We start from the raw sequence: 19,676 nt of genomic DNA on the forward strand, positions 1-19,676 counted from the left end.
TCAGCTCAGTTTCGAAAGCTTTTGCTGAAGCTCGGCCAGTTGCTTCTTGATCTCGTCCAGATCTTCGCCGGGGGCGTCTTGGACCTCTTCGGTGTCCTTGGCCGGTCCGGACCAGTTGCCGGACAACCCGCCGGTCATCGCCTTGAGAAAGGCTTGCTGCTGCGCCTTGAGTGCATCGAAGCCGGGTATCTGCGCCATCGGGTTCATGGCGCTCATGTTCTTCACGACCTTGGCCTGGCTTTCGCGCAGCATGTCGAACGAGCTTTGCAGGAATTGCGGCATCATCCCGCCCCCCGGCAGCATGTAGCTGCGCACAAGATCGTTCAGCACGTTGACCGGCAGCACGTTTTCGCCCCGGCTTTCATGCTCGGCGATGATCTGGAGGAGGTATTGCCGGGTCAGGTCATCACCGGATTTGAGATCGACGATCTGAACCTCGCGCCCATCGCGGATGAAGCCTGCGATATCTTCCAGCGTGACGTAGTCGCTGGTTTCAGTGTTGTAGAGCCTGCGGCTGGCATACCGCTTGATCAGCAACGGTTTTTCCTGTTCGGCCACCCATATCCCTCCCCGGTATTGATGCGACGCAGCAAAGACTATGCGAGTGCAGCAGAAAAGGGAAGTGCCCGTCTGAACAGAAAAAGGGCAGGTCTTGCGACCTGCCCAGAGAAATTGCACCTAAATGGGAGGAAAGGGCGCAATTTTTCGTCAGCGATTACTTCGCGCCTGCTTTTTTGGCAGCAGCTGTCACGTCGTTGGTCGCTTTTTTGACGGCGGCGGTTGCATCTTCGGTGATGTCTTTGCCAGCAGCCATCAGCAGCTCGACGGTGTCCATCTGAACTTTTTTCGCAACTTCAGCGAAGGCGGCCAGGTTTTCAGCAGCAACTTCAGCCGAGGAGGAGGCGAAGTCGGTTGCGGCTTTGGCGTAGTCTGCCGGCTCTGCCTTGGCTTTGGAAACGTCGCCCAGTTTGGCCAGAGTGTCCTTGGCCCATTTGTTGGAGATCTCTGCCGACTTTTCAGCAGCTTCCAGAGCAACACCCGACAGCTTTTCGCTCAGGTTGGTGGTGGTTTTGAAAGCGTCCTGGAACGCGGCAGTGTCAACCGGGAATGCGCCCATGGTGTCTTTGATGATGGTGGTGAAGTCTTGTGTCTTAGCCATTGTCTCAATCCTAATTACCGGGTACGGGCCCACCCCGTTTCCTTCGGCTTGAGACGAATATGCATGCTGCAGCGCAGCATTGCAAGTATTTTCTCGCTGCACTGCAGAATTTTTCGTGTTTCTAAATAAAATCAGAGCTTTGCAGAAACCTTCACATAGGCTCCGGGGGCTGGCCCCAACGATTTATGCGTCGAATCGCCCGGAATTCGGGCCGGAACCTGCTTGCCGGACCGCTTTTTCAGCCACCCCTCCCACCGGGGCCACCAGGAGCCCTTGTTGTATTTGGCCGCCTTCATCCAGCCCTCGTGATCGGGTTTCAGATCGGCATTGGTATAATGGCCGTATTTGTCCTTGCTGGGCGGGTTGACGATACCGGCAATATGGCCCGACTCCGAAACCACGAAAGTCTTCGACCGCGACCCCATCATCTGCACCCCGCGGTAACAGTCTTTCCAGGCGGCGATATGGTCGGTTTCGCAGGTGATCGCCATCAGCGGGACCGTCACATCGCGCACATGCAGGGTGTGACCCATCAGCTCGATCCCGGTGGTGGTGAACTCGTTTCGCTGGCAGAGGCCGCGCAGATACTCGACCGCCATTTTTGCAGGAAGGTTCGCCCCGTCCCCGTTCCAGTAGAGCAGATCAAAGGCGGGCGGTGTCTCTCCCATCATGTAGTTGCGGATGGCGGGCGAATAGATCAGATCGCGCGAGCGCAGATAGGAAAACGTGCGCGCCATGATGAAGGACCGCAAAACGCCCTGGGTGTTCACCTCTTCCTCAATGGCATCGATGAAATCATCCTGCAGGAACGGAGTGAACTCGCCCTGATCCGAGAAATCGGTCAGCGCGGTGAAGAACGTCGCTGATTTGACCGACTTGTCGCCGCGCTGTTTGAGCAGCGACAAGGTCAGGCCGAGCGTCGTTCCCGCGATACAATAGCCGACCGCGTTCACCTGCTTGACGCCGCAGATCTCTTTGACGGTCTCGATCGCAGTCAGAAAGCCGTCCTGAACATAATCCGCCATGCCGACATCGGACAGCGACCGGTTCGGATTGACCCAGCTGACCACAAACAGCGTATAGCCCTGCTCGGTCACCCATTTGATCAGACTGTTCTGGGCCTTGAGGTCGAGGATATAGAATTTGTTGATCCAGGGCGGAAACAGGATAAGGGGCGTTTCATGCACCGTCTCGGTGGCCGGTGCGTATTGGATCAGTTCCATCATCCGGTTGCGAAAGACCACTTCTCCGGGCGTCGTCGCGATGTTGCCGCCCAGTTCGAACGCGGACTCATCCGCCAGCCGGACCGTAAGTTCGCCGTCATTTGCCTCGAGGTCGGAAACGAGGTTCTCAAGTCCCCGGATCAGGGATTCGCCTTCAGTCTCGACCGCCTTTTCCAGCGCATCGGGATTGGTGGCCAGAAAATTGGTCGGCGACATCAGGTCGACGATCTGCTGCGCGAAATAGTTCAGCCGCCGCCGTTGGGTCACGTCGATATCCTCGGCGGCGGCCACCGCCACTTCGATCGCCCTGGTCGTGGTCATATACTGTTTCTTGACGAACCGGAAATAGGGGCTGGATTTCCACATCGGGTTGGAAAATCGGCGGTCGGCGGGCTCGTCATCGTCCTCTTCCACCCCGCCGGTCAGCAGCGCCTTCTGCGCCTCGGCGAAATTCAGAACCGATTTGCTCCAGAACTCGATCTGCTGTTCAAGTATCTTGGCGGGGTTTTGCAGCGCCTCGGACAGATAGGACGTTGCTGCCTTTGCAAAAACTTCTTGATTCGGGCCATCCAGGCCGGGATTATGTCCGGGCTTATTGGCCATAACCTCAACAAATCGCTTTGACAGGCCTTCAACCTTCTCCAGGTTTTCCTTCAACTTATCAAAGCTTTCCTGCGAAATCTCTGATGGCCGGTCTTCGCTAGTTGTCATTTTAAGGAATCCCTCATAGTCTCGCTGCTGTGCAGAATAATGTTCGGCCCGGAAAGGTGCGGAGCGACGCGCTGTCTGGTGCATAAGCCATAGCACAAGAGGGATAGATCATGCGATACATGATGACCTACGATCTGATGGAGACCGTCAGGAATACCAACCAGTGGTTGGGTGCCTCGGCGCGGTCTCTGGCGTCTTATCCGATGTTCGCCATGGCTCCGAATCCGGTGTTCAGCTGGATGGCGGCCTGGGGTGAGGTGACCGAACGCACCTATCAGCGCATGATCGTCAAGCCCGACTGGGGCATCCGCACCTTCACCTGCGAAGACGGCAAGGACCACCTGGTCGAGATCGAAACGGTTGTCGAGCGTCCCTTCGGCGATCTGATCCACTTCAGGGTGAACGGGCGCAAAACGCAGCCGCGCAAGGTGCTGCTGGTCGCGCCGATGTCGGGTCACTACGCGACATTGCTGCGCTCGACCGTGAAAAGCCTGCTGGTGAATTGCGAAGTCTATATCACCGACTGGCACAATGCGCGCGACATTCCGGTCTCCGACGGCAAGTTCGATATCGAGGATTATACGCTCTATCTGGTCGATTTCATGCGTGCGCTTGGCCCGGATACCCACGTGGTCGCCGTCTGCCAGCCCGCCCCGCTAACGCTGGCCGCAACCGCCTATCTGGCCGAACAGGACCCCGAGGCGCAACCCTCGTCGCTGACGCTGATCGGCGGCCCGGTGGACCCCGATGCCACGCCCACAGACGTGACCGATTTCGGGCGCCGGGTGACGATGGGCCAGCTCGAAGAAACCATGATCCAACGCGTCGGTTTCAAGTACAAGGGCGTGGGCCGCAAGGTCTATCCCGGCCTGTTGCAACTGGCCTCGTTCATGTCGATGAATTCGGACCGCCACAGCCAGGCCTTCGTTGATCAGATCCAGCGCGTCATGCGCAATGAAGCCTCGGATCACGACGCCCATAACCGGTTCTATGACGAATATCTGGCGGTGATGGACATGCCTGCCGAGTTCTACCTGTCCACCGTCGAACGCGTCTTCAAGAACCGTGAGATTGCACGCAACGAATTTGTCGTGGCCGGGCACAAGGTGGATATGAGCAAGATCACCAATGTCGCGGTCAAGACCGTCGAAGGGGCGAATGACGACATTTCCGCCCCGGGCCAATGCGTCGCCGCGCTGGACCTGTGCACCGGCTTGCCCGACAGCAAGAAGGCCAGCCATGTCGAACCCGGCGCGGGCCATTACGGCATTTTCGCGGGCCGCAGCTGGCGCGACAACATCCGCCCGCTGGTCATCGATTTCATGAACGCCAACAGCAAGGGCGGCGCGGCGCGCAAAGCCGCCAACACAAACGCCGCCTGAGCCTTTTTGACCGGGCGCAGGAATGCCCTGCACGTTGCAGATCAATGCGGAATTGTCAGCCAGTCCCGCAGCGCTTCTGTCACCGCGCCCGGCGCTTCGAGCGTCGGGAAGTGTCCGGCCTCGTCCAGAACACGCAGCGTCGCCGTCGGGATCAGCTCCGACATGAAGACATGGCGTTTGACTGGCGTCAGCATGTCCTGCGCGCCGCACAAAACCAGCGTCGGCACCGAGATTTTGCGCAAGGTCGCCTGCTGATCGGGGCGGCGCTGTAGCGCGCGCATCTGCCGAACGAACACATCAGGCCCCTGCCGCGCGCTCATGGCGTGGACCAGCTCCAGAATTCCGGCGCGGTTCGGCCCCGGCGCCAGCACATCCGGCGGCAGCGCCTCGCGCATCACCTCGTCCAGCCGACCACTCTGCGCGCCGACGATCAACGGTTCGCGGGCAGCAGCGATCTGCGGCGTGTCAGCCAGACTGTCGGTCGAGATCAGGCACAGCCGCGCCACCCGGTCGGGGGCGCGGCTGTAGAGCTCCATCGCGATGATCCCGCCCATGCTGTGCCCGGCCAGCGCAAAACGATGCGGCAATTGATCCAGCAAGTCCGAGGCGATCTGTTCGACCCGCTCACCCATCGAGGTCGGCGCAACCGTAACCGCACGATCCGCCGACACCTCAAGCAGTTGCGCGCCGAACACCCGCGCGTCACACATCAGCCCGGTCAGAAAAACCAGGGGCTCAGCCACGGCGCGCCACGCCCTGTAAGTCGGAGTTTTTCACGCTGCCCTCGCTATCTTTGCCTGCCCGCAGGATGCGGGTTTAATCAGCCGCCGACAAGCCCGCGATAAGGCGGAAAATCGCCATAGCGTGCGCGCCGCTCTGCCAGCGTCTCAGCGGGGTCCGCGCCGGGACGCAGCAGGCATCCGCGCGGGGCAATATAGCTGTCGATCCGGCGCAGCGGCAGCGGACGCCAGACCAGATTGAATGCGCAGAGCTTTGGAAAGAACCAGATCTCGGAATAGTCCAGATGATCGTGCATCCACCAGGCCAGATCACGCCAATCGCGGCCTTCGGCATAGAGATCGGCAAACCACGGGATCACGATCGACGCTCCGGCCACGCGGGCGTTGCCGGTGGCGATATCCCAGATATGGCATTCCAGCGGGTTGTCATTGCGGGCGCAGTTCAGCTTGTTCTCGTTCCCGAAACGGTTCAGCCTGGGCGAGCGATAGCCCGAGCGGATCGCGACGCGGCCAAAGGTCTCTTCCAGCGGGTCGAGCAGCGTCTCGCAGAGCATGCGGCCCGTCTCGATGGCCAGATCCGGGTTTTCGGGGATGTTCTGGATCTGGTGAAAATTGCCAATCTCGGAATAGAGAAACTCGCGCATGTAGAAATATTTCGACAGGCGCACGCGGCCCAGCGTCTCAAGGCTCCACATGCTGCGGGGCGGGCGCATCAGCCGTAGCCGTTCCAGCGAAACTCGCCATTGGGACCCAGCGCGGAAAACGGGTTATGCGCCACTTCCCAGATCGTGCCCTCGGGTGCGCGAAAATAACCGTGATGGCCGCCCCAGAACACGTCGCTGGCGGGTTTCAGGATCGTGGCCCCTGCTGCCTCGGCTGCGGCCAGAACCTCACCCACCTGCTCTTTCGCGGCGCAATTGTAGCTGAACGTGGTGGCGCCCTGCCCCAGATCTTCGGGCGCGCAGCCGATATCCTCGGCCAGCTTGTCCAGCGGATAAAGCCCCAGCACCTGCCCGATCAGATCAAAGGCGATCACGCCATCCGGCGTCTCGACCCGCTGCCAGCCCAGAGCCTCGTAGAACCGGGCCGAGGCGTCCATATCATCGGTGCCAATTGTGATCAGGCTGACGCGCTGGTCCATCACTCTACTCCGTTTGTCTGCAGCCAACTCAGGATCGCGGCAACCGCGCCCGCCGTCTGGCCCGGCGACATGATATCGCCTGCAATGACATGGGAATAAGGATCGTCCCCGTTGCCCATGGTCACTGCCTCAATTGTAGCCGGTCCGCCCCAGCGGCTCGCCACCTCTCGGGTCAGGTCCGGGCGCACCACCCGATCATCCTCCGAGAACAAGAACAATACGGGAACATTAGCCTGTGAGAAATCCAGAGTCACCACCTTTTTGACCAGCGCTGCCATCGACAGAACCGGTGGCCAGCCATAGGAGGTGGTCCAGTATTTCTCTTGCCCCGGATTGCGCGGCTCGAAACTGCGGCCCTCGCCCATGACCAATGGCAGCCAGAACCGCGCCGCCGGCAGCGTCAGAAGCCACGCCATCGGGTCGTTGATGCCGAAATTGGGCGACACCAGCACCAATGCCGCAACATCCCGGCTCTGTTCGGGGTCTAGCGCCGCCGCAGCAGCCAGGGTCGCGCCGGTGGAGGTTGCCAGCACGATGACCTTGTCCCCACAGGCGCGCGCTGCGGCCAGCCCTTCGGCGGCATCCTGCATCCATGCGGTTGCATCACCTTCGGCAAAGGCGGCGCTGCCACGGCCATGCCCGCGCAGGCGGGTATAGACCAGATTGGCGCCCAGCGCCTCGGCCACCCGATCCGGCACCGGACGTATTTCCTCGGAGGTGGCAGAGAACCCATGCAGGTAGAGCACCGAATAAGGCGTCCGCTGTTCCTTGAAACCGGGCTGCCAGATCACCCGTTTCTGCGTGCCCTCGGTGATATCGTCATGCAGCGATTCCACGGATTCGAAATAGACCTGCACGCCCTCACCGAATTTGCGCGGATCGAAACGGGCGTTGAGATCGACTTCCTCATAAGGACCGAAGACCCAGAGCAGTCCGCCCGCCGCCAGCAAAACCAAAAGGACGCGCCCCAGAAACCTTCCGAAGGCGCGAATCATCCATCCCCCAGAACATCAAGCACCGCCTGCTCGATCATCCCCAGGCACGGCCCATCCGAGAACCGGTGATCGGCGTCCTTCACAAGCGTCAGCCGCATGTCGTCACTGGTGGCATGGTCCAGCAGGCGCACTGCCGTTTCGGTTGAAACCGCCGTATCAGCTGTGCCCTGCAAGCATCTGACAGCGAACGGCAATTTCAGCGGATCGCGCAGCACCAGCCGCTTACGGCCATCTTCGATCATCCGCTTGGTGATGATGTAGGGCTCCATGTAATCCGAGGGCAGTTCCACCTGCCCGACATCCTCCAGCGCCTGTTTCTGTGCGTCCGAGAAGGAAGCCCAGTAGCCGTCCTCGGTGAAATCCGGCGCGGCCGCGATGGTGACCATTCCGACGATCCGTTCGGGCATCGCGCGGGCGAGCAACAGCGCCTGCCAACCGCCCATGGAAGACCCGACCACAACGATCGGCCCCTCAGTCAACGCCCCGACTGCAGCGACTGTATCCTCGTGCCAATCGCCGATGCAGCCCTCTTCGAAGGTGCCCGAGCTTTCGCCATGCCCGGAATAGTCGAACCGCAGATAGGCGCGGCCCTGCGCCTGTGCCCAGGCCTCCAGATGTACGGCCTTGGTGCCTTCCATGTCTGATTTCAGACCGCCCAGAAACACGATGCAGGGTCCACGCCCTTCGGTCCGGTGATAGGCGATCCGCCGCCCCTGCGCGGTGTCCAGATACTGCGTCCCTGCCATTGCTGCCTCCTTCTTTGCCGCAATCATGCAAGCCCTGCCGCGTAGCCGCAATTGCAGATTTTAATGTTACCATATTGTCACGTGACTAATTAGTAACGTATAATCGAATCCCATGGACGCGATCTTCAAGGCCCTTGCCGACCCGGCCCGCCTGACCCTGATGGACAGTTTGCGCCGGAAGGACGGGCAATCCTTGAGCGAGTTGGAAGCCCAGCTCGACATGAGCCGGTTCGGGGTGATGAAACACCTCAAGGTGCTTGAGGACGCGTCCCTGATCGTCGCCCGCAAGAAGGGGCGGTTCAAATACCACTATCTGAACGCCCTGCCCCTGCAGGAGGCGATCGACCGATGGATCGACCCGTATCGCGCCAAACCGGCGGCGCGCGGCGTGCTCGATCTGAAAGCGAAACTCGAAGGAGCTGCCCCAATGAGTGAGACTCAAAACCCCGATTTCATGATGGCCACGTTCATCCGTTGCACGCAGGACGCGCTGTGGTCGGCGCTGACCGACCCGCAAGAGGTCATCCGGTATCATTTCATGGCCAAATCCGCCGAAGGCACGCTGGAACAGGGCGGCTCGACCACTTATCGCGTTGACGGAGGCATGCCGATGCTGACCATCGACGTGACCGAGGCACGGCCCAAAACCTATCTCGACATGCTGTTCCGGCCCTGCTGGGAGGGCGACGGTATGCCAACGTCACGCTGCGTCTACCTGATCGAGCCGCAGGGTGATCACTGCAAGCTCACGGTCGAACATTATGACATCCCGCCGGGGCAGGAAGGCGTCGCAGATGGCTGGTACCGGTTGATTGCGGGGCTCAAGACCTGGCTGGAAACCGGCGAGGCACACCGCTTTGCCATGGCCGAGGCCGGGTGACGCAACGCCAGACAGCCGCTTGCCCCGGCCAGAAACCCTCCCTAGGGTTCCCGCAACAATCACGGAGCCTGCGCTGCTTACTTTCCTGCGATTTCTGCTGATCGCATTGATCATGATCGGCGTGGCCCTGTTCACGCTCTGGGGCAGCCTTGCCCTCTGGTTTCACCTGCCCGGCCCTGAGGTCGCCCGTGGGATCTTCGCCGGGCTATTCACCCTTCTGGGCTGCGCCACGCTAATCGCCCAGTTCTGGCCCGGCCTGGTGAAGATGCTGGCAGGCTTTGTCGCAGCTCTGATCGCGGTCGCCATTTGGTGGCAAACCATCACCCCTCCGCTGCAGGGCGACTGGGCTGCCGATGACGCGATACAGGTGACCGGCACGATCGAAGGCGACAGGCTGACACTGGACGGCGTGCGCAATTTCAATTGGCAGTCCGAGGACAGGTTCACGCCAAATTGGGAAACCCGCAGCTATGACCTGAGCAAGCTGCAATCGGCGGATCTGTTCATGTCCTACTGGTCCGGACCCGCCATCGCCCATATGATCGTCAGCTTCGGGTTCGAAGACGGCACCTATCTCGCCTGGTCCGCCGAGGTGCGCCATTTCAAGGGCAGCGCATTCTCGCCCCTGAAAGACGCCTTCAAGACCCACACGCTGATCCTGCTCGCCGGGGACGAGCGCGACCTGGTCGGCCTGCGCACCAATATCAGGGGCGAGGATGTGCAACTGTATCGCCTCAATGCCTCGCCCGAGACCGCCCGCGCCTTGCTGGTGGACTATGTCGAAACCTCCAACGCGCTCGCCACCGATCCAAAATGGTACAACAGCCTGACAACCAATTGCACCACAGTGGTGATGTCGATGATCCGGCAGTTGTTTGACACCGTCCCGATGGATTGGCGCATCTTCGTCAACGGATACCTGCCCGAATATGCCTATGATCTGGGCGTTCTGGACACGCGCCTCAGCTTCGACCAGTTGCAGGCCCGCGCCCACATCACCGATGTCGCACATGAGGCGGGCCTGACCCCGGACTATTCGACCGATATCCGAAAGGCCGTGCCCGACCCCTTGCGGTGATCCGCTCTTTACCGGGGTGACAAGACTGCAAGCGAATTGCCCGTTGCCCGCGCTTGACAGGCAGCAAAACCCCTGCCACATCACTGCGACGCAAATAACCCGCAACCGGGCGTTCAGTGGGCGCCAAACCGACGAGGAGAGCCAGATCATGGCCCTGGATTCAAAATCCGTCTCTCTTACTTTTCCCGATGGCAATGCACGATCCTATGACGCAGGAATTACGCCCGCGCAGGTGGCTGCCGACATCTCGACCTCACTGGCGAAAAAGGCTATCTCGGCCACTGTGAACGGCCAGCACTGGGACCTGCAATGGCCCATAGAAGCGGACGCGCAGATCGCCATCCACACCATGAAGGACGAAGATCAGGCCAACGAACTGATCCGTCACGACCTGGCCCATATCATGGCCCGCGCCGTGCAGGAGATCTGGCCCGACACCAAGGTCACCATCGGCCCGGTCATCGAAAACGGCTGGTATTATGATTTCGACCGCAAAGAGCCATTTACCCCCGAGGATCTGGGCGCGATCGAAAAGAAGATGAAAGAGATCATCAACAAGCGCGAGCCGGTGACCACCGAGGTCTGGGATCGCGCCAAGGCGGTGCAGCATTACACCGACAATGACGAGCCCTATAAGGTCGAGCTGATCGACGCCATCCCCGGTGACGAGCCGCTGCGCATGTATTGGCACGGCGACTGGCAGGATCTCTGCCGCGGCCCGCATCTGCAGCATACCGGCCAGGTGCCGGGCGACGCCTTCAAGCTGATGTCCATTGCGGGCGCCTATTGGCGCGGCGACAGCAACCGCGCCATGCTGCAGCGCATCTATGGCGTGGCCTTTACCGGCAAGGAAAAGCTAAAAGCGCATCTGCACATGCTGGAGGAGGCCGCCAAGCGCGACCACCGCAAGCTGGGCCGCGAGATGAACCTGTTCCACATGCAGGAAGAGGCGCCAGGCCAGATCTTCTGGCATCCCAACGGCTGGACCATCTACACCACCCTGCAGGACTACATGCGCCGCAAACAGCGCGCGGGCGGCTATGACGAGATCAACACGCCGCAGATCGTCGACCGCAAACTGTGGGAGGCCTCGGGCCACTGGGACAAATACCAGGAGCACATGTTCATCGTCGAGGTCGAGGAAGAGCATGCCAAGGAAAAGGCCGTCAATGCGCTCAAGCCGATGAACTGCCCCTGCCATGTGCAGGTGTTCAACCAGGGCCTGAAATCCTATCGCGACCTGCCGCTGCGGCTGGCCGAGTTCGGCTCGTGCTCGCGCTATGAACCCTCGGGCGCGCTGCATGGCATCATGCGGGTGCGCGGGTTTACCCAGGACGACGCCCATATCTTCTGCACCGAAGATCAGATCGAGGCGGAATGCGCCAAGTTCATCAACTTCCTCGCCGATGTCTACAAGGACCTCGGTTTCGAGAAGTTCGAGATCAAGTTCGCCACCCGCCCCGAAAAGCGCGTGGGCAGCGACGAAAGCTGGGATCACGTCGAAGGCGCGCTGGAAGGCGCGATCAAGGCGACGGGGCGTGATTTCACACTGGAGCCGGGCGATGGTGCCTTTTACGGGCCAAAGCTGGATTTCTACCTGACCGACGCCATCGGCCGGGTCTGGCAATGCGGCACCTTCCAGGTTGACCCGAACCTGCCCGACCGGCTGGGGGCGAGTTATGTCGCCGCCGATGGTTCCAAGCAGCGGCCCTATATGCTGCACCGCGCCTGCCTCGGTTCGTTCGAGCGGTTCGTTGGCATCATGATCGAAGAACATGCCGGCAAGCTGCCTTTCTGGCTGGCCCCGCGACAGGTGGTCGTGGCCTCGATCACCTCGGAGGCCGACGATTACGTGACCGAGGTCGTGGCGGAACTGCGCGCTGCGGGCGTCCGGGCCGAAGCGGATATCCGCAACGAAAAGATCAACTACAAGGTTCGCGAGCATTCGGTCGGCAAGGTGCCGGTCATCCTCGCCGTTGGCCACCGCGAGGTCGAGGACCGCACCGTCAGTGTCCGCAGGCTGGGTGAGAAACAGACCAGCGTGCAGCCGCTTTCGGATGTAACAAATGAACTCAAACGCGCGGCCACCCCACCCGATCAATTGTAACATTGGGCAGAATCCCGCCCGGAATCCGGCCCCCACGCGGGGCCGGTTTTCGTTTTTGGCCCGGATTTCCTTGATTTACACGATGTTAGAGGTACCCTCGCTATGACATTGTCTGACGGGACCGTGAGGCACGGCCTCGTGAGTTCAATGATCGCAGCCTAATAGCTATGTTCTAGTCGTCACCCCAGACGAGTGAAATCACCGAAAGAGGATTTAACGAGATGTCGAATTCCGCCAAAACCCTTGCAGTTGCCGGTGCGGTTGCTGCCGCCCTGACCGCTTCGGTCACCACCACCGCCCACGCGCAGGCCAAGGAAAAGTGCTATGGCGTGTCGCTGGCCGGTCAGAACGACTGCGCCGCAGGTCCGGGCACCACATGCGCCGGTACCTCGACGGTCGACTACCAGGGCAACGCATGGACGCTGGTCGATGCGGGCACCTGCGACAAGATCGAACTGCCCAAAACCGCAGATGGCGGTGCGCGTGCAGGTTCACTCGAGCCGCTCGATCGCGACCTGCCTGCATAAGCTACAGATTGAGTGCCGAGGGGCGGGCGCAATTTCACCGCCCGCCCCTTTTTCATTGATCCACTAAGTCACAGACAGGCGGAGGGTGCCCCGATGCTGGACAATTCGCTCGGATCGAACCGCCTGCCCTTGGCTGCGGGTGTCGGGTACAAGCCCCAGCATTTCACCCAGATCCTTGAAGATGCCGCGCCCGTCGGCTGGCTTGAGATCCATGCCGAGAACTATATGGGCGATGGCGGGCGGCCCCTGGCGCAGCTGCGCCACCTGTCCGAGCAATTCCCGATCTCGGTGCATGGCGTCGGCTTGTCGATCGGAGGCGAGGACCCGCTGGATGCCGATCATCTGGCCCGGCTCAAGCATCTCGTCGGATGGCTGAATCCGGCCAGCTTCTCGGAACATCTGGCCTGGTCGACCCATGACAGCCACTTCCTGAACGACCTGCTGCCGCTGCCCTATACCGATGCAAGCCTCGCCCGCATCTGCGCCCATATCGATCAGGTGCAAGAGGTTCTGGGCCGCCCCATGCTGCTGGAAAACCCCTCCAGTTATCTGGCCTTTGCCGAAAGCACCTGGTCCGAACCCGATTTCCTGCGCGAGGTCGCCCGGCGGACCGGCTGCGGGCTGCTTCTGGACGTGAACAACGTCTTTGTGTCGGCCACCAATCTGGATTTCTCGCCACAGGGTTACATCGACGCATACCCGCTTGAAAAAGTCGGGGAAATCCATCTGGGCGGCCATGACGAGGATGAGGATGATCACGGCCACCCGCTGCTGATCGACAGCCACGGGCGCGAAGTGGTCGATCCGGTCTGGGCACTGCTGGATTACGTGCTGGAGCGGTCCGGCCCAAAGCCTGTTCTGGTGGAACGGGACACCGACGTGCCCGATTGGCCGATCCTTCGATCTGAGGCCGCACGCGCCCATGCGGCGCTGGAGCGTATCCCGGCATGAGCGTCAGTCAATCCACCTTTCACACCGCGCTGCTGGACCCGGCGCAGCCGGTTCCCGATGGGTTGTTCGATGCCGAAACACGCCCCGCGGGCCGCCGTTTCAGCGTCTATCGCAACAATGTGGCTGTGTCGCTGACCGAGGCGATGCATCAGGCCTTCCCCGTCATCACCAAACTGCTCGGGACACAGAATATGGATGGTCTGGCGGGGATTTTCCTGCGCCGTCACCCGCCCACGTCGCCACTGATGATGTTTTATGGCGCGGAATTCCCCGAATTTCTGGCGGGCATGGAACAGCTCTCGCATCTGGGCTACCTGCCGGATGTGGCGCGGCTGGAACTGGCGCAGCGCCGGTCCTATCACGCGGCCGACAGCACGGGGATCGACCCACAGGCGCTGGCCATCGAACCGGAAAAGCTGATGACGGCGACCGTGGAATTTGCGCCCGCAATGATGCTGCTGCGCTCACCCTGGCCGGTCCATGCGATCTGGCGGTTCAACACCGAGGCCGACGCCCCGAAACCGCAAGCGCAGGCCCAGGACACGCTGATCACCCGCCCCGAGTTCGACCCGATGCCGCATCTGCTGCCCCCCGGCGGTGCGGAATGGATCGCGGCCTTGCAGCGCGGCCAGAGCATCGGCACCGCGCATGAGACGACGCTTGCCGCGCATCCCGATTTCGACCTCGGCGCCACTCTCGCCCTGCTGTTGCAGGGCGGCGCGATTACCACTCTGAATACGGAAAGGCCGCAAAAATGACTGCGCTAATAACGCTTTACAACGATGTTTTCGACAGGTTTGACAGGGCTTCGGACATATTGGTCCCGACCCTCGCGCGGCTGGTCTTTATCGCGATATTCCTCGTCTATTACTGGAACTCGGCCATGCTCAAGATCGACGGGTCGATCTTTTCACCCTCGGCAGGAGCGTTCGGCCAGATGTTCCCGAAAGCGGCAGAGGCGGTGCTCTATGACATCAGCAAGATCACCTTCTTCCAGCGGATCGTGATCTTCTTCGGCACCGTTGCCGAGTTTGCCCTGCCGGCCCTGTTGCTTGTCGGGCTGCTGACCCGCGTGACCGCGCTGGGAATGATCGGGTTCACCTGGGTTCAGACACTTGTGGATGTGAACGGCCACAATATTCCCTTTGGCGGGCTTTTCGACAACGCCATCACACTGGCCGATCAACGCGTGATGTGGACCTTCCTGTTCCTTGTCATCGCGATCAAAGGCGCTGGCCCGCTGTCGCTCGACCGGTTGCTGCGCCTGCGCTAGCACTCAGAAATGCGCCTTGGGTTCATCGGGTTTGCCAGCCGTCACTGCCAGAACTCCGGCCACGCCGGCAAAGGCAATCGGGAACATGGTGAAGGCGTTGAACCCAAAGGCGTGATACATTCCCGCAGCCGAGAGCAGCAGCAGGGTTCCGCCCCAAAGCGCGCGCGCCCGCGACATGGCTCCACCGGCAATCGCCAGCAGCGGCGCGACAATCGACATGGTCTGGATCAGCTGGGTGTTGGTGACTTGGCTGAACAGCCCATCCACCTCGCCGAAATGTTGCACTGCCTCGACATACCCGAAGCTGAAAAAGCCAACGATCATCCCGATCACCCCGGCGACAATTCCCAATACCGATGCGGCACTGCGCATGCGTCACCTCCTGTTGCGGTTCTGAGCAGATAGGGGCGCGCTCAGTCCACGCCAAGGGCTGCGCGCGTCTGGGGCGTCCATCCAAGGAACAGATCGCCATCCCGTTCGATCAACGGTCGCTTCATCAGAGTCGGGTGGCTTTGCAGCAATTGCAACTGCGGCAATTCACGCGCACGCGCATCCAGCTGTCGCCATGTGGTTGAGCGCGTGTTGACCAGCGCCGCGCCGAAATCCGCCAATGCGCGGGTTAATACCGCCTCTGAAATACCACTTTCCCGAACATCGACAAGTTCCGCATCCGGGATTGATTTCAATGCCTTACGACAGGTATCACAGGTTTTCAGACCGTAGAGTTTCATGCCATCTCCTTGTTGCAGAGAGGAAATATCCGGCATTTGGTCGCGATGCATCCCCTTTCTCTTGATTTTTGAGGGCACCGTGCAATCTTGTAGCCGGTGCAACCAAAACGCGTCACCTCCGCCACTATCTGTCAAAGCCGGGTGAGCGGGTTTTGGGCTGTGCAGTCGACCACCCCGCCAATTTAGGGGTCACGTACAAGTTCAGAAGGAGACACGGGACATGCCGACCGGCACCGTGAAGTGGTTCAATTCAACCAAAGGCTACGGCTTCATTGCCCCCGATGACGGGGGCAAGGATGTATTTGTTCATATCTCGGCGGTCGAGCGCTCGGGAATGACGGGCCTCGCCGACAATCAACAGATCTCGTATGAGCTAATCGACGGCCGCGACGGACGTCAGATGGCCGGAGACCTCAAGGCCACATAAGGCTCTGCGGTGCCCCGGAATTAGACGGGGTACCGCCATCTGCAGGCTCCATGCGACAGGTTCAGTTGCCCCGCACGATCGTTTCGAATTCGCGCCATTCGCGCGCTGACAGGCCCGAGTTTTCCTGGCTGACCTCCTCGCCCCGCAGCATGCGCTGTACGCAGTTCACCATCTGGGCCGACAGGCTGGCCGCGCCAAGCCGATAATCCTCGAACGCCTTGTAGGCGAAAGGGACCCAGTCGGCGACGATATTGCACATCGTCTCGGCATAGACCCGGATTTCATATTGCGCATGGGCATCCGCCCGCAACCGCAGGAAGTGGAACAGGTTATGCAGGTCCACTTTCCAATACCATTGCGTATAGACATTGGCGGGCAGGTTCATCCGCGCCAGTTCACGCGCCAACCCCTGCTGGCCATCCTGGCTGATCATCGCTTCGTAATTGTCATAACACCGCATGCTGTCGGATTTCAGCATGTCCAGCACACGGGCAGCCTCTTCGCCCTGCAGCGCGTCGCCGCGGCCTTGATTGTTGATCTCGGACTGGGCGGCGACATGTTCGGGCGCCGGGATGTAGAACTCGCGGTCCAGGATCGAATAGCGCGCGGAATATTCGTTCACATTGGCAGTGCGGTGGCGGATCCACTGGCGGGCGACAAAGACCGGCAGTTTCACATGCAACTTGATCTCGCACATCTCGAACGGGGTCGAATGCCAGTGCCGCATCAGATAGCGGATCAGCCCTTCGTCATTTTGCACCGATTTGGTGCCCTTGCCGTAGGACACCCGCGCCGCCTGACAGATGGCCGCGTCGTCACCCATGTAGTCGATGACCCGGACAAAGCCGTGATCCAGTACCGGATGCGCGGTGAACAGACGCTCTTCGAGCCCCTCGGACACCGCGCGCCGGGTCGGGGCGGTTTGCCCGCGCTGTTCTTCGATTTCCGCCAATTGTTCAGTCGACAGCGACATGATTGGGTCCCCTCCCTGCGGGCGCTCAGAATCTTCTTGCAGAGACTATATCTGGACAATCCCAAAGGTTGAACCGCAATATCGGCACTTTCATTAATATCACATTTCGCGCATTGGTGTATCAACGCGATTGACATTCGCCTGTGCGTGAAAGATTTTCCGGCAAGCTAAGAAAAAAACGAGGTTGAGGCGATGAAGCGGTATTTGCTGGCGATAGCAGCCCTGTCTTTGGTATCCGCATGCGGTTCGGGCGTGTTCACCGAGGACAGTGCGGATACTGGCGGCGGCGAGGGCGGCGAAGGCACCGATGACAGCGGTATTGTTGTGCCCGAAGAAATCGCCGGAGAGGTTGAATCTGTCATCTATAATCCAGGCGACCCTTCCAGCGGAGTTGCTCCGACACTAACCCTGACCGGTCTCCCCTTCGACTCTGGGGTAGATACGGCCGAATATGTACGCGATGCCAGTTTGGACGTGGGCGACTTTCAAGCCTTTACGTTTCAGGCCGCTAATCCCAGCGCGCGCAAATATACCGCGTTGGTGCGCGAGCAGGATGGACTTGTTGTTGTAGCCTCCGGATCTGGAGGATTTGAGCAGTTTTTTGGTGGTTCCAGTTTTAGCCGCACTGGCACCTACACAGCTCCGACAGCTGCAGATTTGCCAACAGATCCAGTAACAGGGGGTCCAGGCAATATCGGGAGCGTCGAATACACTGGCACCTATGCGGGAATTTTGAATGTGGGCTTGACCGGCGGAGGCAACGAGAGTCAAGCCCGCATGTCAGGCGATGTCGTCGTTGTCGGAGACTTTAGGGATCAAACCAACGTCATTGGCGAAATCAACAATCGTCAATTCGAAGATACATTTAATGTAGTCAATGGTGTAAACGATAGCGATCCAAATAGACCCGGTGGAGATCCTGACGACATCAGGATCGTCGGCGCAGATACAGCCACAATGCCGGGAGACCTGACAGCAGTCGAAGACTTGATTTTCACGGCAACAACACTCAATGCCGATGGTTCGTTCAATGGGAATCTGAAGAACGCCAACGGAAGCTACGCCGGTGCCTTCACCGGAGAAGCAGCAACCGCTGTTGGTGGCGCGATCCGTGCGGAAGGACATATCAGCGAACTTCCCAGCATCGATGGCACCCCGATCTTCGAACATGGTGTGTTCACAGCGACCCGTTAGTCCTTGAGGGGACATCGCTCCATGACAGGGAAAATTTGGTGTACGGCTTGCGTTTTCTTGAAGGGCAGCCTCTATACACTTTGTCTGTTTCCAATGCTTGCCTTTGCACAAGGCGAAACCAAGACGGTCACGCTGGATGAAGGTACAGCGCTTGCGGTCGTCGCCCTGCGCAGCGGACAACCCCGGCTCGCACTGCAACTGACTAACGCGCTGATCGAGGCCCGCCCAAAAGACCCGGCGCTTTTTTACCTGAAGGCGACCGCCCACGCGGGTCTGCAAGAGCACCGGCAAGGGCGCAAGGCAGCGGCGCGGTCCTACCGCTTATCAAATGATACACGCGAAAAATTCCAGGCAGCGCAACTGGCCTCGCGCATGGCGTTGGGGGCTCGGCAATACACGTTGTCTCAGGTCTGGCTGCGCCGCACGGCGATCCATGCGCCAGATGACGAATCCGAGCGCCTGATCGCACGGGACTACCGGGTGCTGCGGCAGTTGAACCCCTGGGCGTTCCGGCTGCGCGGGGAACTCAGCCCGTCGGACAACGTCAATGGCGGCGCCGACACCGCGTTGCAGATCATCGACGGGGTGCCGGTTGTGGGCCAGTTGAGCGGCGGCGCGCAGGCCCTGTCGGGGCTGATCGCCTCGGTCGATCTGGCGGTGTCCTACCGACTGCGTCAAACACAGGACAGTCGAACGACGCTAGGCAGCCGGATTTACGTGCAACGGGTCAAACTGTCGTCCTCCTCCGAGGACAAGGCGCCCGATTTCGACGAATCCGAGCTTGATTCGACCTTTGCCGAACTCTCGTTCCGGCATCTTTTTGCGGTCGGAAAGCCGGAACGCGGTGGCAGCGCATCGGTGGGTGCTGCCGCAGGGGCTTCTTATTGGGGCGGTGAGCGGGCCTACAATTTCGCCCGGATCAGCGGCGACCGGACCTGGCGGCTGAACAATGGCGTCAAGCTGCGTTTTGGCGGTTTGGGCGAAACCCGTTTCGCCGAGCGGTTCGGTACCAATGACGCCAACATCCTCGGATTGGGTGGCTATCTAACCAAACCGCTGAAAAACGGCGATACACTGTCGCTGGATATGGCTCTTCGCGACACCAAGGCGCGTTGGGACAATGGCACTTTCTATTCCGCCTCGGTCCGCATCGCCTATGGGTTCGGCAAACCGGTCGGACCGGTGCTGATAGATACCGGTCTGGTGCTGGGATATTCCCACTATCCCCGTTTCCTGTCAGCCGGATTCATCGAGGTTCCGGGCGGGCGCACCGACAAGTCGATCTATGGCGATGTCAGCTTTTTCTTTCACCGCTATGATTATGCGGGCTTTGCCCCGGTGCTGCGACTTCGGACAGGCAAGCGGTCGTCCAATGACAGCCGCTACGACATCTCTGAGACCTCGCTTTCGCTGGGAATTGAATCAACCTTCTGACTTG

The 19,676-nt window shown here is 60.2% G+C and carries 22 protein-coding genes; 11 read left to right on the top strand and 11 right to left on the bottom strand.

Going from position 1 to position 19,676, the window contains the following annotated elements; translation table 11 throughout:
- The 3 genes from phaR to phaC all read right to left on the bottom strand — a co-directional run bounded on the left by phaR (position 1) and on the right by phaC (position 3,093).
- The gene (phaR, locus tag M3P21_RS12955) at positions 1-558 is read right to left on the bottom strand and encodes a polyhydroxyalkanoate synthesis repressor PhaR (protein WP_249710471.1); all 558 of its coding nucleotides are present in this window, start codon (positions 556-558) and stop codon (positions 1-3) included.
- Positions 559-715: 157 nt separating this feature from the next.
- Entirely contained in the window at positions 716-1,159 is a 444-nt protein-coding gene (locus tag M3P21_RS12960; protein WP_249710472.1) for a phasin family protein, read from the bottom strand.
- Between the two features lie 131 nt (positions 1,160-1,290).
- Complete coding sequence (phaC, locus tag M3P21_RS12965; RefSeq protein WP_249710473.1) at positions 1,291-3,093, bottom strand: class I poly(R)-hydroxyalkanoic acid synthase; 1,803 nt, start codon at positions 3,091-3,093, stop codon at positions 1,291-1,293.
- Between the two features lie 110 nt (positions 3,094-3,203).
- Between phaC and phaZ the strand changes: the two genes are divergently transcribed.
- Positions 3,204-4,475 carry a polyhydroxyalkanoate depolymerase gene (gene phaZ, locus M3P21_RS12970; protein WP_249710474.1) on the top strand — a complete coding sequence of 424 codons (1,272 nt, stop codon included), beginning with the start codon at positions 3,204-3,206 and terminating at the stop codon, positions 4,473-4,475.
- Positions 4,476-4,516: 41 nt separating this feature from the next.
- Here the strand turns inward: phaZ and M3P21_RS12975 are convergent, their stop codons facing one another.
- The 5 genes from M3P21_RS12975 to M3P21_RS12995 form a co-directional block, all read right to left on the bottom strand.
- Complete coding sequence (locus tag M3P21_RS12975; RefSeq protein WP_249710475.1) at positions 4,517-5,218, bottom strand: alpha/beta fold hydrolase; 702 nt, start codon at positions 5,216-5,218, stop codon at positions 4,517-4,519.
- A 77-nt stretch (positions 5,219-5,295) separates the two neighbouring features.
- Positions 5,296-5,910 (bottom strand): hypothetical protein, encoded by a 615-nt coding sequence (locus M3P21_RS12980; RefSeq protein ID WP_249710516.1) that lies wholly within the window; start codon positions 5,908-5,910, stop codon positions 5,296-5,298.
- Between the two features lie 17 nt (positions 5,911-5,927).
- Positions 5,928-6,356, bottom strand: coding sequence for a VOC family protein (locus tag M3P21_RS12985; protein WP_249710477.1), 429 nt, complete (start codon positions 6,354-6,356; stop codon positions 5,928-5,930).
- On the bottom strand, positions 6,356-7,351 hold the full coding sequence (locus tag M3P21_RS12990; RefSeq protein ID WP_283780958.1) for an alpha/beta hydrolase: 996 nt from the start codon (positions 7,349-7,351) through the stop codon (positions 6,356-6,358). Before M3P21_RS12990 ends, M3P21_RS12985 begins: the two co-directional genes overlap by 1 nt.
- A complete protein-coding gene (locus tag M3P21_RS12995) occupies positions 7,348-8,097 on the bottom strand; it encodes an alpha/beta hydrolase (protein ID WP_249710478.1) in 750 nt (249 codons plus the stop codon). The genes M3P21_RS12990 and M3P21_RS12995 overlap by 4 nt, the downstream gene beginning before the upstream one ends.
- Before the next feature lie 112 nt (positions 8,098-8,209).
- Between M3P21_RS12995 and M3P21_RS13000 the strand changes: the two genes are divergently transcribed.
- The 7 genes from M3P21_RS13000 (at position 8,210) to M3P21_RS13030 (ending at position 14,913) form a co-directional block, all read left to right on the top strand.
- A complete protein-coding gene (locus M3P21_RS13000) occupies positions 8,210-8,977 on the top strand; it encodes an ArsR/SmtB family transcription factor (protein WP_249710479.1) in 768 nt (255 codons plus the stop codon).
- Positions 8,978-9,089: 112 nt separating this feature from the next.
- Positions 9,090-10,055 (top strand): Lnb N-terminal periplasmic domain-containing protein, encoded by a 966-nt coding sequence (locus tag M3P21_RS13005; RefSeq protein ID WP_249710480.1) that lies wholly within the window; start codon positions 9,090-9,092, stop codon positions 10,053-10,055.
- A gap of 148 nt (positions 10,056-10,203) precedes the next feature.
- Positions 10,204-12,162 (top strand): threonine--tRNA ligase, encoded by a 1,959-nt coding sequence (gene thrS / locus M3P21_RS13010; RefSeq protein WP_249710481.1) that lies wholly within the window; start codon positions 10,204-10,206, stop codon positions 12,160-12,162.
- 221 nt (positions 12,163-12,383) lie between these two features.
- Positions 12,384-12,689, top strand: a complete 306-nt coding sequence (locus tag M3P21_RS13015) for a BufA1 family periplasmic bufferin-type metallophore (protein ID WP_249710482.1) — start codon at positions 12,384-12,386, stop codon at positions 12,687-12,689.
- A gap of 93 nt (positions 12,690-12,782) precedes the next feature.
- A complete protein-coding gene (gene bufB, locus M3P21_RS13020; protein ID WP_249710483.1) occupies positions 12,783-13,640 on the top strand; it encodes an MNIO family bufferin maturase in 858 nt (285 codons plus the stop codon).
- Positions 13,637-14,398 carry an HvfC/BufC N-terminal domain-containing protein gene (locus M3P21_RS13025; protein ID WP_249710484.1) on the top strand — a complete coding sequence of 254 codons (762 nt, stop codon included), beginning with the start codon at positions 13,637-13,639 and terminating at the stop codon, positions 14,396-14,398. The genes bufB and M3P21_RS13025 overlap by 4 nt, the downstream gene beginning before the upstream one ends.
- Positions 14,395-14,913: a DoxX family membrane protein gene (locus M3P21_RS13030; RefSeq protein WP_249710485.1), complete on the top strand. Its 519-nt coding sequence runs from the start codon at positions 14,395-14,397 to the stop codon at positions 14,911-14,913. The genes M3P21_RS13025 and M3P21_RS13030 overlap by 4 nt, the downstream gene beginning before the upstream one ends.
- A gap of 3 nt (positions 14,914-14,916) precedes the next feature.
- Here M3P21_RS13030 and M3P21_RS13035 read toward each other — a convergent pair whose 3' ends face one another.
- Together M3P21_RS13035 and M3P21_RS13040 are read right to left on the bottom strand one after the other, a co-directional pair.
- Positions 14,917-15,285 carry a hypothetical protein gene (locus M3P21_RS13035; protein WP_249710487.1) on the bottom strand — a complete coding sequence of 123 codons (369 nt, stop codon included), beginning with the start codon at positions 15,283-15,285 and terminating at the stop codon, positions 14,917-14,919.
- Positions 15,286-15,326: 41 nt separating this feature from the next.
- Positions 15,327-15,644, bottom strand: coding sequence for an arsenate reductase family protein (locus M3P21_RS13040; RefSeq protein ID WP_249710488.1), 318 nt, complete (start codon positions 15,642-15,644; stop codon positions 15,327-15,329).
- 220 nt (positions 15,645-15,864) lie between these two features.
- On the opposite strand from M3P21_RS13040, the gene M3P21_RS13045 reads away from it, so the two are divergent.
- The gene (locus M3P21_RS13045; protein WP_249710489.1) at positions 15,865-16,071 is read left to right on the top strand and encodes a cold-shock protein; all 207 of its coding nucleotides are present in this window, start codon (positions 15,865-15,867) and stop codon (positions 16,069-16,071) included.
- A gap of 61 nt (positions 16,072-16,132) precedes the next feature.
- Here M3P21_RS13045 and thyX read toward each other — a convergent pair whose 3' ends face one another.
- The gene (thyX, locus tag M3P21_RS13050; RefSeq protein WP_249710490.1) at positions 16,133-17,044 is read right to left on the bottom strand and encodes an FAD-dependent thymidylate synthase; all 912 of its coding nucleotides are present in this window, start codon (positions 17,042-17,044) and stop codon (positions 16,133-16,135) included.
- 192 nt (positions 17,045-17,236) lie between these two features.
- Here thyX and M3P21_RS13055 point away from each other — a divergent pair, with 192 nt between their 5' ends.
- Entirely contained in the window at positions 17,237-18,238 is a 1,002-nt protein-coding gene (locus tag M3P21_RS13055) for a hypothetical protein (protein ID WP_249710491.1), read from the top strand.
- Between the two features lie 21 nt (positions 18,239-18,259).
- Positions 18,260-19,672, top strand: a complete 1,413-nt coding sequence (locus tag M3P21_RS13060; RefSeq protein WP_249710492.1) for a tetratricopeptide repeat protein — start codon at positions 18,260-18,262, stop codon at positions 19,670-19,672.
- Positions 19,673-19,676 lie beyond the last annotated feature (4 nt).

This window comes from Ruegeria spongiae (assembly GCF_023502395.1).
In the GTDB taxonomy this organism is placed as follows: domain Bacteria; phylum Pseudomonadota; class Alphaproteobacteria; order Rhodobacterales; family Rhodobacteraceae; genus Ruegeria_C; species Ruegeria_C spongiae.

Excerpts from the sequence above, each read along its gene's own strand:
- M3P21_RS12990 (WP_283780958.1), bottom strand. The coding sequence starts at position 7,351 with ATGATTCGCGCCTTCGGAAGGTTTCTGGGGCGCGTCCTTTTGGTTTTG.
- M3P21_RS13030 (WP_249710485.1), top strand. The coding sequence starts at position 14,395 with ATGACTGCGCTAATAACGCTTTACAACGATGTTTTCGACAGGTTTGAC.
- thrS (WP_249710481.1), top strand. The coding sequence starts at position 10,204 with ATGGCCCTGGATTCAAAATCCGTCTCTCTTACTTTTCCCGATGGCAAT.
- M3P21_RS12960 (WP_249710472.1), bottom strand. The coding sequence starts at position 1,159 with ATGGCTAAGACACAAGACTTCACCACCATCATCAAAGACACCATGGGC.
- M3P21_RS12980 (WP_249710516.1), bottom strand. The coding sequence starts at position 5,910 with ATGTGGAGCCTTGAGACGCTGGGCCGCGTGCGCCTGTCGAAATATTTC.
- M3P21_RS13055 (WP_249710491.1), top strand. The coding sequence starts at position 17,237 with ATGAAGCGGTATTTGCTGGCGATAGCAGCCCTGTCTTTGGTATCCGCA.
- M3P21_RS12985 (WP_249710477.1), bottom strand. The coding sequence starts at position 6,356 with ATGGACCAGCGCGTCAGCCTGATCACAATTGGCACCGATGATATGGAC.
- M3P21_RS13035 (WP_249710487.1), bottom strand. The coding sequence starts at position 15,285 with ATGCGCAGTGCCGCATCGGTATTGGGAATTGTCGCCGGGGTGATCGGG.
- M3P21_RS13025 (WP_249710484.1), top strand. The coding sequence starts at position 13,637 with ATGAGCGTCAGTCAATCCACCTTTCACACCGCGCTGCTGGACCCGGCG.
- bufB (WP_249710483.1), top strand. The coding sequence starts at position 12,783 with ATGCTGGACAATTCGCTCGGATCGAACCGCCTGCCCTTGGCTGCGGGT.
- phaZ (WP_249710474.1), top strand. The coding sequence starts at position 3,204 with ATGCGATACATGATGACCTACGATCTGATGGAGACCGTCAGGAATACC.
- thyX (WP_249710490.1), bottom strand. The coding sequence starts at position 17,044 with ATGTCGCTGTCGACTGAACAATTGGCGGAAATCGAAGAACAGCGCGGG.
- M3P21_RS13045 (WP_249710489.1), top strand. The coding sequence starts at position 15,865 with ATGCCGACCGGCACCGTGAAGTGGTTCAATTCAACCAAAGGCTACGGC.
- M3P21_RS12995 (WP_249710478.1), bottom strand. The coding sequence starts at position 8,097 with ATGGCAGGGACGCAGTATCTGGACACCGCGCAGGGGCGGCGGATCGCC.
- M3P21_RS13040 (WP_249710488.1), bottom strand. The coding sequence starts at position 15,644 with ATGAAACTCTACGGTCTGAAAACCTGTGATACCTGTCGTAAGGCATTG.
- phaC (WP_249710473.1), bottom strand. The coding sequence starts at position 3,093 with ATGACAACTAGCGAAGACCGGCCATCAGAGATTTCGCAGGAAAGCTTT.
- M3P21_RS13005 (WP_249710480.1), top strand. The coding sequence starts at position 9,090 with ATGATCGGCGTGGCCCTGTTCACGCTCTGGGGCAGCCTTGCCCTCTGG.
- M3P21_RS13000 (WP_249710479.1), top strand. The coding sequence starts at position 8,210 with ATGGACGCGATCTTCAAGGCCCTTGCCGACCCGGCCCGCCTGACCCTG.
- M3P21_RS13015 (WP_249710482.1), top strand. The coding sequence starts at position 12,384 with ATGTCGAATTCCGCCAAAACCCTTGCAGTTGCCGGTGCGGTTGCTGCC.
- M3P21_RS13060 (WP_249710492.1), top strand. The coding sequence starts at position 18,260 with ATGACAGGGAAAATTTGGTGTACGGCTTGCGTTTTCTTGAAGGGCAGC.